This window comes from Phenylobacterium sp. (genome assembly GCF_028290885.1).
Classification (GTDB): Bacteria; Pseudomonadota; Alphaproteobacteria; order Caulobacterales; family Caulobacteraceae; genus Phenylobacterium.
The window spans coordinates 1-11,725 of record NZ_JAQGIZ010000274.1; the positions used below are offsets into that span (position 1 = coordinate 1).

The 11,725-nt window shown below is 68.1% G+C and carries 13 protein-coding genes, 2 pseudogenes and 1 riboswitch; of the genes and pseudogenes, 7 read left to right on the forward strand and 8 right to left on the reverse strand.

Annotated features, from left to right (window positions below):
* A pseudogene (locus JWP28_RS18095) lies at positions 1-107 on the forward strand (IS5/IS1182 family transposase); the annotation flags it as partial.
* Between the two features lie 109 nt (positions 108-216).
* Here the strand turns inward: JWP28_RS18095 and JWP28_RS18100 are convergent.
* Positions 217-738, reverse strand: a complete 522-nt coding sequence (locus JWP28_RS18100) for an inorganic diphosphatase (RefSeq protein WP_299545108.1) — start codon at positions 736-738, stop codon at positions 217-219.
* 35 nt (positions 739-773) lie between these two features.
* Positions 774-2,192, reverse strand: a complete 1,419-nt coding sequence (locus JWP28_RS18105) for a M20 family metallopeptidase (RefSeq protein ID WP_299545110.1) — start codon at positions 2,190-2,192, stop codon at positions 774-776.
* Between the two features lie 153 nt (positions 2,193-2,345).
* On the opposite strand from JWP28_RS18105, the gene JWP28_RS18110 reads away from it, so the two are divergent.
* Positions 2,346-2,543: a hypothetical protein gene (locus JWP28_RS18110; protein ID WP_299545111.1), complete on the forward strand. Its 198-nt coding sequence runs from the start codon at positions 2,346-2,348 to the stop codon at positions 2,541-2,543.
* 18 nt (positions 2,544-2,561) lie between these two features.
* Here the strand turns inward: JWP28_RS18110 and JWP28_RS18115 are convergent, their stop codons facing one another.
* On the reverse strand, positions 2,562-3,314 hold the full coding sequence (locus JWP28_RS18115; RefSeq protein WP_299545113.1) for a pentapeptide repeat-containing protein: 753 nt from the start codon (positions 3,312-3,314) through the stop codon (positions 2,562-2,564).
* On the reverse strand, positions 3,307-4,392 hold the full coding sequence (locus JWP28_RS18120; protein ID WP_299545115.1) for an AI-2E family transporter: 1,086 nt from the start codon (positions 4,390-4,392) through the stop codon (positions 3,307-3,309). Before JWP28_RS18120 ends, JWP28_RS18115 begins: the two co-directional genes overlap by 8 nt.
* Before the next feature lie 247 nt (positions 4,393-4,639).
* On the opposite strand from JWP28_RS18120, the gene JWP28_RS18125 reads away from it, so the two are divergent.
* Positions 4,640-5,464: an alpha/beta hydrolase gene (locus tag JWP28_RS18125; protein ID WP_299545117.1), complete on the forward strand. Its 825-nt coding sequence runs from the start codon at positions 4,640-4,642 to the stop codon at positions 5,462-5,464.
* A gap of 53 nt (positions 5,465-5,517) precedes the next feature.
* On the opposite strand, the gene thiC is transcribed toward JWP28_RS18125, so the two are convergent.
* The 3 genes from thiC to JWP28_RS18140 form a co-directional block, all read right to left on the reverse strand.
* Entirely contained in the window at positions 5,518-7,365 is a 1,848-nt protein-coding gene (thiC, locus tag JWP28_RS18130; RefSeq protein WP_299545119.1) for a phosphomethylpyrimidine synthase ThiC, read from the reverse strand.
* A 45-nt stretch (positions 7,366-7,410) separates the two neighbouring features.
* A riboswitch (TPP riboswitch) is annotated at positions 7,411-7,517 on the reverse strand.
* A 55-nt stretch (positions 7,518-7,572) separates the two neighbouring features.
* Entirely contained in the window at positions 7,573-7,851 is a 279-nt protein-coding gene (locus JWP28_RS18135) for a hypothetical protein (protein ID WP_299545121.1), read from the reverse strand.
* Positions 7,852-7,960: 109 nt separating this feature from the next.
* Positions 7,961-8,146: a hypothetical protein gene (locus JWP28_RS18140; RefSeq protein WP_299545131.1), complete on the reverse strand. Its 186-nt coding sequence runs from the start codon at positions 8,144-8,146 to the stop codon at positions 7,961-7,963.
* A 198-nt stretch (positions 8,147-8,344) separates the two neighbouring features.
* Between JWP28_RS18140 and JWP28_RS18145 the strand changes: the two genes are divergently transcribed.
* Entirely contained in the window at positions 8,345-9,043 is a 699-nt protein-coding gene (locus tag JWP28_RS18145; protein ID WP_299545133.1) for a Crp/Fnr family transcriptional regulator, read from the forward strand.
* A gap of 123 nt (positions 9,044-9,166) precedes the next feature.
* On the opposite strand, the gene JWP28_RS18150 is transcribed toward JWP28_RS18145, so the two are convergent.
* Entirely contained in the window at positions 9,167-9,829 is a 663-nt protein-coding gene (locus JWP28_RS18150; protein ID WP_299545135.1) for a PEPxxWA-CTERM sorting domain-containing protein, read from the reverse strand.
* A gap of 378 nt (positions 9,830-10,207) precedes the next feature.
* Here JWP28_RS18150 and JWP28_RS18155 point away from each other — a divergent pair, with 378 nt between their 5' ends.
* The 3 genes and pseudogenes from JWP28_RS18155 to JWP28_RS18165 all read left to right on the forward strand — a co-directional run.
* On the forward strand, positions 10,208-10,573 hold the full coding sequence (locus JWP28_RS18155; protein ID WP_299545137.1) for a hypothetical protein: 366 nt from the start codon (positions 10,208-10,210) through the stop codon (positions 10,571-10,573).
* A gap of 39 nt (positions 10,574-10,612) precedes the next feature.
* Positions 10,613-11,629 carry a D-cysteine desulfhydrase gene (locus tag JWP28_RS18160; protein ID WP_299545139.1) on the forward strand — a complete coding sequence of 339 codons (1,017 nt, stop codon included), beginning with the start codon at positions 10,613-10,615 and terminating at the stop codon, positions 11,627-11,629.
* A pseudogene (locus JWP28_RS18165) lies at positions 11,629-11,725 on the forward strand (hypothetical protein); the annotation flags it as partial. The gene JWP28_RS18160 and the pseudogene JWP28_RS18165, both read left to right, overlap by 1 nt.

Sequence of the window (11,725 nt, forward strand, 5' to 3'; positions counted from 1 at the left end):
TCTCCAGGCTCAAGCAGTTCCGCAGGGTCGCCACACGCTTCGAGAAGACCGCCAGGAACTATCTCGCCGTCGTCACCCTCGCCGCCATCATCCTGTGGCTCCGATAAGTGTCCACAGCTCCTAGAGCCGCGCCCACAAGACTGCCCATCTGGCCTCGCCGTCCTTCGTGGATAGCGGGGCCGTTTGCTGTCCGGCGAACCGCCCGACGGGAGGCGCTCAGCGCATGGCGGCCTGGATCGCGCGGACGGCTTCGTCGGGACCCCTGGCGCCGAGCACCTTGAAGGTCGCGCCGCGCAGCGCGCCGTAGTTGACCCAGAACTGGGTGAGGTTCCTGAGAACCCGCTCGGGGAGATCCTCGGCGGCCGTGATCTTTTCGAACAGGTGGGAGACCTGCGCCACGGCGAGGACGCGGTCGTTGCGGAACGTCTTGCCCTCCTCGGTCTGCTCGCCCTCGATGACGCCGATCAGGCGGGCGGTGACGAGGGCGCCGACCACGGCGGGCTCGTCGTTGAGGACCAGGATGTCCAGCGGGTCGCCATCTTCGGCCATCGTCGAGGGCACGAAGCCGAAGTCCAGCGGGAAGGCCATGCCGGCGGGCAGGATGCGCTTCAGCTCAAAGGCCTGCGCTTTGGAATCGTAGGCGTATTTGACCGGACTGCCCTTGGGGCTCTCGATCACCGCACGGCAGGTCATGGCCTTGGGATCGAGGGCAGGGTCGAGGAGGGAGAGGTCCGGCATGGCGCAGGAATGCGCGCCGGCCCGCGCGGGTTTCGCTACCGCTCCCGCGTAGCGTGGTCGGCGAGGATGAGGGCGGCGGCGGCGGTGACTTTCTGGCCGGTCGGCAGGTGGATGAATTCGTTGGGGCCGTGGGCGTTGGAGTGGGGACCGAGCACGCCGGTGATGACGAACTGGGCGTCAGGGAACTTCTCGCCCAGCATGCCGATGAACGGGATCGAGCCCCCCTCCCCCATCAGCGCGGCCTCGCGGCCGAAGGTCGCCTGGCTGGCGCGCTGCACGGCCTCCTCCAGCCAGGGCGCGAGCGGCGGGGCGTTCCAGCCGCCGCTGGCCTGGTTCTCCTCGAAGGTCACCTGCGCACCCTGCGGCGGGTCGGCGGTGAAGGTGGCGGCGAGCGCCTTGGCGCAGGCTTCGGCGTCGGCGGTCGGCGGCAGGCGCAGGCTGAGCTTCAGGGTGGTCCGGGGGCGCAGGACATTGCCGGCGCTGGCGGGCTCGGGCAGGCCGTCGGCGCCGACAACGGCCAGCTGCGGGCGCCAGGTGCGGTTGAGCACAAGTTCGGCGCCGTCTTCGGTGATCGGAGCGGTCGATCCGGCGAACGGGAACTTCTTCCAGACCTCGTCCCCCAGGGCGTTGGCCGCGACCTGCGCCTGCGCGACGCGGTCGCCGGGGATCTCGACGGTGAAGGCGCGGGGCAGGATCTGGCCGGTGGCGGCGTCCTCCAGGCGGCCCAGCAGGGCGCGGGCGATGCGGAAGCTGTCGGGGACCACGCCCGAGGCGTCGCCGGAATGGACCCCCTCCTCCAGCACCTGGACGGTGAGCAGGCCGCCGGCCATGCCGCGCAGGGATGTCGTCAGCCACAACTGGTCATAATTCCCGCAGCCGCTGTCCAGGCAGATCACCAGCGAGGGCGAGCCGATGCGGCCGGCCAGGTGGTCGACGTAGAACGGCAGGTCGAAGCTGCCGCTCTCCTCGCAGGCCTCGATCAGCACCACGCAGCGGGCGCGCTTGACGCCCTGGCGCTGCAGGCCGACCAGCGCCGCCACCGAGGCGTAGATGGCGTAGCCGTCGTCGGCGCCGCCGCGGCCGTAGAGCCGCTCGCCCCGGATCACCGGCTCCCAGGGCCCGAGCCCCTCGGACCAGCCGGTCATCTCCGGCTGCTTGTCGAGGTGGCCGTAGAGCAGAACCGTATCGTCTATTTCGCCCGGCGCCTCGATGAGGATCACCGGCGTGCGGCCCGGCAGGCGCACCACCTCCAGCGTCGCGCCGGGAAGCTCGGCCAGCTTGCCGCGCGCCCAGCCGGCCATATGCTCGACAGCGGCGTCGATGTGGCCGTGGGCGGCCCAGTCCGGATCGAAGTGCGGCGATTTGGCCGGAATGCGGATGTAGTCGACCAGCGCCGGGGTGATCTCGTCGCGCCAGAGGTCGGCTACGAAGCTGTTGAGGGCCTGGACGTCCATGGGAAGCGCTCTCGGTGTGGGGCAGGCCTTCCTATAGCGAGCCGGACCGTGCGCCCCAATGCCGCATCGCGGCATATGGAAGGGTTTCGCTAAGAGAGAGCTGCCTTCAATGCGCAAGTCGCATTTGCATCGAAAGCCGGTTCGGGACCCCGCATGATCACGTCGAAGGAACTTATCGATTGGGGGACCGCCTCGCTGGTGATCCTCTGCGGCGGCATGGCTGGCCACTACGCGGCGGTGGGCATGACCCCGGTGCAGTGGGCCGGCGCGACGGCCGCGGTGCTGGGCTCGGTGACCGTGGCGGTGGCCGTGCGCGTGTGGACGCCCGCCAAGGCGCCGCAGCGGGACTGAACCGCCCGCTCCTCGTTCTCAATCCGCGTAGACGTCCAGGCCCATGGCGGTGAGCAGGGCTTGCTGCTGGGCGAGGGTGATCTTCAGGCCTTCGTAGGAGCCGAGGGCGGCGAGGTTGAGGCCCGAGACCTCGGCGCCGCGCAGGTCGGCGTTCGCCAGTTTCGCGCCGGCGGTCAGCGCCTGGAAGAGGTCGCAGCCGGCCAGGTTCGCGCCTTCCAGGTCGGCCTCGGTGAGGTCCGCCTCGCGCAGGGACGAGCCGGAGAGGTCGCAGGTCGCCAGCCGGGCGTCCGAGAGGTCGGCGAGTTCCAGGTTGCAGGCGGTGAAGGCCGCTGCGGTGCGGACCACCTTGGCGCCGAAGGCCCGGCTGAAGTCGGCGCGGTGGAAGCGCGCGCCCCGCAGGTTGGCGGAGGCGAAGGCGACGGCCCACAGGCTGCTGCGGTCGATGTCGGCGAAGGACAGGTCGCAGGCCTCGAACCGAGCCTGGTCCAGCTGCGAGAAGGCGATCTGGACGCCGGAGTGGCTGTCGGGATCGGCGAAGTTGCAGCGGGTGAAGACGGCCTCGCGCAGGTCGGCGTGGGCGAAGCGGCAGCGGCTGAACCGGCAGTCGGTGAAGCGCGCGCCCTGCAGGATCACCGCGCTGAGCTGGGCGTCGGTGAGCGTGCAGCCCGTCAGCACAAGGTCGGTGAGGTCCCGCTCGGCCCACTCGACGTTGGAGAGGTCGGCATCGGCGATCGTGGCGCCGGGCGAGAGATCGGGGTCCCCGTCAGCCATCTGACTGCAGGTCCGCGTAGGGCTTGCCGTCGCTGGACAGCAGCACCGCGAGCGGCCGGGTGGCCTTGAACTCGGCCAGGATCGCCATGGCCATCACCGTCAGCGGCGTGGACAGGAAGGCGCCGATAACGCCCCACACGGCGCCCCAGAAGGCCAGGGCCAGCAGGATGACGATGGGGTCCAGGTTCAGGCTCTTGCCCTGCATCCGCGGCTGCACGACGTGGCTGACCGCGAAGTGGATGGCCTCCAGCCCGCCCACCAGGACGAGGGCGCGCCAGACGCCGTCGAATTCGAGAAGCCCGAAGGCCGCCGGGAACAGCACTCCGATCGCAGCCCCGATCGCCGGGATGTAGTTGGCCAGGAAGATGATCGCGCACCAGAACGCCACGTGCGTCAGGCCGGTGGCCCACATCAGCGCCGCGGAAAGCACGGTGATGATCAGGCCGACGACCGTCTGCACCCAGATATAACGCTCCACGCCCTGCCGGATGCGCTCGAAGATTCGGGCGGCCTCGCTGCGTTCGTCCTGCGTCTGGAAGAACGCCTGCGCCTTCTCCGCGAAGCCACGCCGCGAAGCGAGCAGGAAGCCAAGGTAGATGAGGGTGAAGACCGCGCCCTCCGTGAAATGGCTGAGCGCGGTGGCAAGCTCGCCCGCGAAGCGCGCGGGATTGAGCTCGCGGATGAGGCTGGCCGCGGTCGGCGTCACGGTGAGGCCGAAGTGCTGGGCGGCGCGCGACAGCAGGGCGTTGATCTTCGTGGCGTAGACGGCCGACTCCGACGCAAAGCCCGAGGCGTTGTCGAAGGTCAGCCAGATCGTCAGGCCGAAGATCGCGAGGATCGCGGCGATCGCCGCCGGAAGCGCGGCAGCTCTTGGAAACCGGGGCAGGTGGGTCCGCAGCGCCCGGGCCAGCCCATCGATCATGATCAGCAGGAAGACCGCGAGGACGAACGGCTCGAGGATGCGGCGCAGGGCCCACAGCGTGAACCCGGTCAGGATGGTCGCGGTGATGATCTGGGCGACCTGCAGCGACCTGAGCTGGATCGCCAGGCTTTGATCGGAGCGCTTCGCGTCAGGCATGGAGGCGCTTCCGGGTTGCAAGGGTGGCCGGCGTCGGCGCGCCGAGATGCGGCCACACTCCGCCGGTCCCTGCGCGGGTCGGTCCAAGAATGACAGAGCCGGTCCGCCGAGTCTCCAGGGCGGCCTGCCCGAGCCTCGCCGGTCCCTCATCCGACGAGACATGATAGCTTGCGGCCGTAAGCGTCTCACTCTCGCCGCGGCGCCCGCCGCCGTCGCCTGTCCAGGCGAAAACATAGGAGAGACCAGCATGCCGACGATCACCACCAGCGACGGCGTCGAAATCTTCTTCAAGGACTGGGGCAAGGGTCAGCCCATCGTGTTCAGCCACGGATGGCCGCTGTCCGCGGACGACTGGGACACGCAGATGATGTTCTTCCTCCTGAGGGGCTATCGCGTGATCGCCCACGACCGCCGCGGCCACGGACGGTCCAGCCAGGTGGCCGACGGCCATGACATGGATCACTATGCGGACGACCTCGCCGCCTTGACGGCGCACCTCGACCTCAAGGACGCGGTCCATGTCGGCCATTCGACCGGGGGCGGAGAAGTCGCACACTATCTGGGCCGCCACGGCGAGAGCCGGGTGAAGAAGGCGGTGCTGATCAGCGCAGTGCCGCCGCTGATGGTCAAGACCGCAGCCAATCCGGGGGGCCTGCCCAAGGAGGTGTTCGACGGATTTCAAGCGCAGGTCGCGACCAACCGCACCCAATTCTATCGCGACCTCGCGGCGGGCCCGTTCTACGGCTTCAACCGGCCGGGCGCGAAAGCCTCGGAGGCGGTCATCGACAACTGGTGGCGCCAGGGGATGATGGGCGGCGCCAAGGCGCACTACGATGGGATCGTCGCCTTCTCGCAGACGGATTTCACCGAAGACCTCCAGAAGATCACGGTCCCCGTGCTGGTGATGCACGGCGACGACGACCAGATCGTGCCCTACGCGGATTCCGCGCCGCTATCGGCGAAGCTGGCGAAGAACGGGGTGCTGAAGACCTACAAGGGATTTCCGCACGGCATGCCGACGACGAACGCCGAGACGATCAACGCCGATCTGCTCGACTTCATCAGGTCTTAGCCAGGCCGGGTCCCCGCCTTCGCGGGGATGAGCGGATAAATTGTGCGGAGGGCCTACTCCGCCGGCGCCACAGGCACCTGGATCTCGCCGCCGAGGTCGTGGAACTTCGCCGCCATCTGCTCCAGGCCGGCGTCCACCCCGTTCTGGGCCCGCGCGGCGTCGCGGATGTCCTGGCTGATCTTCATGGAGCAGAACTTCGGCCCGCACATGGAGCAGAAGTGGGCGGTCTTGAAGGCCTCCTTGGGCAGGCTCTCGTCGTGGAACTGGCGGGCGGTTTCGGGGTCGAGGCCGAGGTTGAACTGGTCTTCCCAGCGGAACTCGAAGCGGGAGCGGGAGAGCGCGTCGTCCCAGGCGCGCGCGGTCGGGTGGCCCTTGGCGAGGTCGGCGGCGTGGGCGGCGATCTTGTAGGCGATGACGCCCTGCTTGACGTCCTCGCGGTCGGGCAGGCCAAGGTGCTCCTTGGGCGTCACGTAGCAGAGCATGGCGGTGCCGAACCAGCCGATCATCGCCGCCCCGATGGCGCTGGTGATGTGGTCGTAGCCGGGGGCGACGTCGGTGGTCAACGGGCCCAGGGTATAGAACGGCGCCTCGTGGCAGTGCTTCAGCTGCTCGTCCATGTTGGCCTTGATCTTGTGCATCGGCACGTGGCCGGGGCCTTCGATCATGGTCTGGACGTTGTGCTTCCAGGCGATCTTGGTGAGCTCGCCAAGCGTGCGGAGCTCGGCGAACTGGGCCTCGTCGTTGGCGTCGGCGATGCAGCCGGGACGCAGGCCGTCGCCCAGCGAGAATGAGACATCGTAGGCCTTCATGATCTCGCAGATGTCTTCGAAGCGCTCGTAGAGGAAGTTCTCCCGGTGGTGGGCCAGGCACCACTTGGCCATGATCGAGCCGCCGCGGCTGACGATGCCGGTGACGCGTTTCGCCGTAAGCGGAATGAACGGCAGGCGCACGCCCGCGTGGATCGTGACGTAGTCGACGCCCTGCTCGGCCTGTTCGATCAGGGTGTCGCGGAACACCTCCCAGTTCAGGTCCTCGGCGACGCCGTTGACCTTTTCCAGGGCCTGATAGATCGGCACGGTGCCGATCGGCACGGGGCTGTTCCTGACGATCCAATCGCGGATGTTGTGGATGTTGCGGCCGGTGGAGAGATCCATGACCGTGTCGCCGCCCCAGCGGATCGCCCAGACCATCTTGTCCACCTCGTCGGCGACGGTGGAGAGGACGGCGGAGTTGCCGATGTTGGCGTTGATCTTGACCAGGAAGTTGCGCCCGATGGCCATCGGCTCGAGCTCGGTGTGGTTGATGTTGGCGGGGATGATGGCGCGGCCGGCGGCCACCTCGTCGCGGACGAACTGCGGCGTGCAGTGGTCGGGGATGACGGCGCCGAAAGGCTCGCCGTCGCGGATGGTCGGGTCGCCCGCCTGGCGGCGCAGGTTCTCACGGATGGCGACGTATTCCATTTCCGGGGTGATCAGCCCCCTTCTGGCGTACTCGAGCTGGGTGACATTGGCGCCGGCCCGCGCGCGGTAGACGCGGCGCGGCGCGGCGAACTGGGGCGCCAGGTGCTCGCCTTTCGCGAAGCCGTTGTCCTCGGGCTTCACCTCGCGGGGATCGGCGACGATCTCCACGTCGCCGCGGGAGACCACCCAGGGCTCGCGGGTCTTCGACAGGCCCTTCTCGATGTCGATGGCGACGGTGGGGTCGGTATAGGGGCCCGACGGATCGTAGAGGGTCAGCGGCGGCTCGTTCGCCGACGGGTGCACGGCCACCTCGCGGAACGGCACGCGGATGTCGGGCCACAGCACGCCCGGCTGATAGACCTTGCGCGACCCGGGGCGTTCGCCCGTTGGGACTTTTCCGTCCTTGGGGGCGAGCTCGAGGTTTCCTGTGGGCTTATTCATCGCGTAGCGCCTCGCTTCAGGCGGGACGCCGACGGAGAGACTGCGGGGTGGCTCCGCATCCTTCCCTTCGCCGGCATGACCCGGATCAGGTTCGACGGGTCGCGGGATCACCCGCCTCTCAGCCGCTTTGCGCGGCCCCCCGAGGAGAGCCGAAGGTTAGGCCCGAAGCGCCGTCAGCGGAAGCCGCAATTCGGCGATGGGCCGCCTTCAGGAGAGCAAGGACCAGGCGCGAGACCCGGCGATGATCTGGTCAGACATGGAGTCGAGGCTTCCGGGCTCGCCGTCAGGAAGCTTGATCAGCTCGCCGGCGCGGTCCTGGACCAGGATCTCGCAGGCGTCGCCGCAGGCCCGGTGCGCGCGGATCAGCAGATCCGTCGCCGCGACGGCCTCTGCGAAGGACGCGAAGTCCAGCCGCGTGTCGTCGTCGCCCGCCACGCACCAGCCCGAGCCGATGCGGAAGAGACCATAGCGCTGAACGTTGGACATTTCCCGCTCCCGCCCCCCAACGGAGCCACAGGAGCACGCGGGAGGGAGGGGCGTCTGTCTGCCGCCCGAAATATCAGCCAAGTTTATTAACGAGAGGCGAGCGCGAACCTCAGTGGCGGGCTTGATCGTCCGACCGGCGCAGCAGGGCTGCGAGGCGCGCGGAGGTCTCGGCGGCCGCGGTGGGCGTCATCGAAAAGCCGAGCCGGTCGCCCAAGAAGACGACCTCCCCATCGACGAGCGAAAGCTTAAGCGCATCAGAGATCGCCGGTGTCGGCGTGGATTTCGGAGCCTTCATGGCGACGTGCTCGACGGTAACCAATGTGGGTTGGATAACATTATAAATAATCTACCAGACAATTAGTGTCTACAGCCAGACGGTCAATTTTCCGGGACGACAGGAAAGCTCTTATTCCTACATTTTAGATTGGGAATCGCTGTTAGATGAGCGCAAGAGTCTAATTCGACGGCCGCAAGCCTGCGGTTAGGGACGGAGATGTATTTCAGGAACTTTCTACTTCGCGCCCTACCCGAAGAAGACACCGCCTATCTGACGCCGCATCTCAGGGAAGTCAGTCTGTCCCGTGGCCAGGCGCTCTATGAGCCGGGCGACACAGTGGAAACCCTCTATTTCGCCAGCAGCGCCTGCATCTCGGTGGTCTCGGTCATGCGGGACGGCCGGATCGTGGAGACCACGACCGTAGGCCGGGAAAGCGCGCCGGGCCTGCTGGACGCGGTGACAGGCCTGCCGGCCACATCGCGGATATTCGTGCAGGTCGCGGGCGCAGCGCTGGCCCTGCCGTCTGCGGTGTTCCGCAGGCGGCTGGGCGAGAGCCCTGGGCTGGTGAACCTTACATTCCGTCATGCCCGCGCGTTGTCGCAGCAGGCGGAGCTGGGGGTGGGCTGCAACCTCGCGCACTCCGCGGACGGACGGCTGGCCCGCTGGCTGCTGATGACGCAGGACCGCATCGGGAGCGATTTGCTGCCGTTGACCCAGGACTATCTGGCGGTGATGACCGGCGTCCAGCGCACGACGGTCAGCCTGATGGCCGCGGCGCTGAAGCGGGCGAAGATCGTCGCCTATTCGCGCGGCCAGCTGACCATCCTCGACCGGCCCGCGCTGGTCGAGCGGGCCTGCGATTGCTACGTCCTCAGCGAGCAGCAGTTCGAGGGCCTGCGGGAAGCCGCGGAATGAGCCCGGCCGCGGCCTAAGCCCTGGCGATCGGCGCTCAACTGCGGCGACGCCGCCGCGCGGCCCATAACAAAAACCCCGGCCTCTCGGCCGGGGTCCATGTCTTTCTTCGAGCGGTGCGGACCGTCAGGCGGCCGCGAAGCCCTGGCGGCGGCGCTGGGCGCGCAGCACGGCGCCGAGGCCGCCGAAGCCCACCAGCATCATCGCCCAGGTCGCCGGCTCGGGCACGGTGGCGCGGGTCAAGGTCCCCGCGACGTTGCCGGTGTTGCCGTTGGAGAGCACGTCCGCCGCGAAATACAGCGGTGTGTTGTTATAGGTCGTGAAGCCGAGGACCAGCGGGTTCAAGGCCGTGGCGGTCGCCGAGTAGATCTCGAACGAAAGGGTGGTGACTCCCGTGGGGTTGTGGTTCTGCCCGGTGTAGTCGAGGGAATAGCCGAAGGGGCCGAACGGCGAGGCGTCGGACATCGCGCCCGAGCTGGCGAACGGCTGAGCGCCGAGGTTCTTGTAGGTCACGCTCGGGTCGCCGACCAGGTCGAACGCCAGCGAGTTGTGCTTGTTGCTGTTGCCCGCGCCGTTGAACTGCACGCCCGCCGCCAGCTGGACGAACACGTCCAGGGACCCGGCGTCGGTCAGGTCGTTGGTCACGGTCACCGTTCCGTACGGCGCCGCGCCGCAGCCGCCCGTGCAGCCGTCGAGGGTCAGGGTATAGACGGTAGCCTGCGACGCCCCGGCCACGGCCGCGCCGATCGTCAGGGCGGCCAGAGCCGCGGCAATCTTGATTGTCTTCACGTAAAAAATCTCCACGCCGGAGCGGCCATACGCCGCGCCGAGCGCCCTCCTAACATGGTTATCAAGCGGTGCAATGCGCTTCTCGCGTCAGGCGAACAGATGAATTCAAGTGTCGTTGCGAAGTTGTGGCGGATTAGTTCAGAACTATTCTATAGTTACCGACCATTGAAACAGAAATCTTAAATACAGGTGGATACGTGTTCCCCGGGTATCCGAGATATTTCTAAGGTTTCTCCTCAGCAGGAATCAATCTCCGGCCGACGAGAAACTGCCCAGATCGCGCCTGCGGCGGCGCGCGCGCCGGCCCCTGCATTCAGCGGCGGTTCATTGGAACAAGCGCAGGCGTGGTAGAGTTCAGACCGCCAAGGAGGCACGCCCATGAGGATCTCTACAGCCCTGCTCGGCGCCGCGAGCGCGATCGCCCTGGCCCTGCCGGCGCTGGCCCGCGACGATGTCCCGTGCTTCCTCACCCGCGACATGCGCAACCACACGGTGGGCGACGACCACACCCTCTATTTCGACGTCGGCGGCCGGGCGGTCTATCGCGCGGTGATGAGCAACAACTGTCTCGCCGGCGCGACATCGTCCGATCCGATCATCCTGAGAGACGTGACCGGCTCCGGCCGCATCTGCAACAAGCTGGACCTCGACGTCGGCCTGCGCGGCAACCGCTGCATCGTCGAGAGCCTGAGCAAGTTGACGCCGGCCGAGGCCGCCGCGCTGCCGAAGCACGTGAAGCCGTAGGGGCTGGCCGCAAGCCCGGCTTCGATGTAGGGCGAGGCCATGCACCTCGCCCGCTTCAATCCCCTCCGCTTCGCCCACCTGCCGACGCCGCTGGAGCCGCTGCCGCGGCTCACCGAGGCCTTGATGACCTCGCCGGGCGGGGGCCCCAACCTGTGGATCAAGCGCGACGACTGCACGGGGCTGGCCGGCGGCGGAAACAAGACCCGCAAGCTCGAGTACCTGCTGGGCGACGCGCTCGCCAACGACGCCACGACGCTGGTGACGCAAGGCGCCGTGCAGTCGAACCACGTGCGCCAGACGGCGGCCGCGGCGGCGCGCTTCGGCCTCGACTGCGAGATCATCCTGGAAGAGCGCACCGGCTCCAACGCCGTCGACTACACCCAGTCCGGCAACGTGCTGCTGGACGAGCTGATGGGGGCGAAGATCCGCCGCGTGCCGGGCGGAACGGACATGAACGCCCAGCTGGCCGAGGTCGCCGCCGAGGTGGCCGAGCGCGGCGGGCGACCCTATGTGATCCCGGGCGGCGGTTCGAACGTGATCGGGGCGCTGGGCTACGTGGAGTGCGCCATGGAGCTGGTGAGCCAGGCCAATGAGATCGGGCTGGAGATCGACCGCATCGTCACCGCCACCGGCAGCGCCGGCACCCATGCGGGCCTGGTGGCCGGCATAGCGGTGATGGGCGCCGACATCCCCATCCTGGGCATCGGCGTGCGCGCGCCCAAGGAGGCGCAGGAGGCCAGCGTCTTCAAGCTTGCGGTCGAGACCGCTGACCTGCTGGGCCACAAGGAGCGGGTGACCCGCGATATGGTGATCGCCGACTGCGACTACGTGGGCGCGGGCTATGGCCTGGTCGACGAGGCGGTGATCGAGGCCCTGAAGCTGGCCGCGCGGACCGACGCGATCCTCTTGGACCCGGTCTACACCGGCAAGGCGATGAAGGGGCTGATCGCGCTCTCCAAGGCCGGCGCCTTCGACGGGGAGACGGTGGTCTTCCTGCACACCGGCGGAGCGCAGGGCCTGTTCGGCTACCAGTCCGTGCTGGACGGTCACCTCTGATGTCCGAGACCTCGCTGGTTCTCGGCGTGCTGGGCGGGATGGGGCCGGCGGCGACGCTGGACTTCCTGACCAAGCTGCAGGCCTTCACCCCGGCCG

Excerpts from the sequence above, each read along its gene's own strand:
- JWP28_RS18100 (WP_299545108.1), bottom strand. The coding sequence starts at position 738 with ATGCCGGACCTCTCCCTCCTCGACCCTGCCCTCGATCCCAAGGCCATG.
- JWP28_RS18105 (WP_299545110.1), bottom strand. The coding sequence starts at position 2,192 with ATGGACGTCCAGGCCCTCAACAGCTTCGTAGCCGACCTCTGGCGCGAC.
- JWP28_RS18110 (WP_299545111.1), top strand. The coding sequence starts at position 2,346 with ATGATCACGTCGAAGGAACTTATCGATTGGGGGACCGCCTCGCTGGTG.
- JWP28_RS18115 (WP_299545113.1), bottom strand. The coding sequence starts at position 3,314 with ATGGCTGACGGGGACCCCGATCTCTCGCCCGGCGCCACGATCGCCGAT.
- JWP28_RS18120 (WP_299545115.1), bottom strand. The coding sequence starts at position 4,392 with ATGCCTGACGCGAAGCGCTCCGATCAAAGCCTGGCGATCCAGCTCAGG.
- JWP28_RS18125 (WP_299545117.1), top strand. The coding sequence starts at position 4,640 with ATGCCGACGATCACCACCAGCGACGGCGTCGAAATCTTCTTCAAGGAC.
- thiC (WP_299545119.1), bottom strand. The coding sequence starts at position 7,365 with ATGAATAAGCCCACAGGAAACCTCGAGCTCGCCCCCAAGGACGGAAAA.
- JWP28_RS18135 (WP_299545121.1), bottom strand. The coding sequence starts at position 7,851 with ATGTCCAACGTTCAGCGCTATGGTCTCTTCCGCATCGGCTCGGGCTGG.
- JWP28_RS18140 (WP_299545131.1), bottom strand. The coding sequence starts at position 8,146 with ATGAAGGCTCCGAAATCCACGCCGACACCGGCGATCTCTGATGCGCTT.
- JWP28_RS18145 (WP_299545133.1), top strand. The coding sequence starts at position 8,345 with ATGTATTTCAGGAACTTTCTACTTCGCGCCCTACCCGAAGAAGACACC.
- JWP28_RS18155 (WP_299545137.1), top strand. The coding sequence starts at position 10,208 with ATGAGGATCTCTACAGCCCTGCTCGGCGCCGCGAGCGCGATCGCCCTG.
- JWP28_RS18160 (WP_299545139.1), top strand. The coding sequence starts at position 10,613 with ATGCACCTCGCCCGCTTCAATCCCCTCCGCTTCGCCCACCTGCCGACG.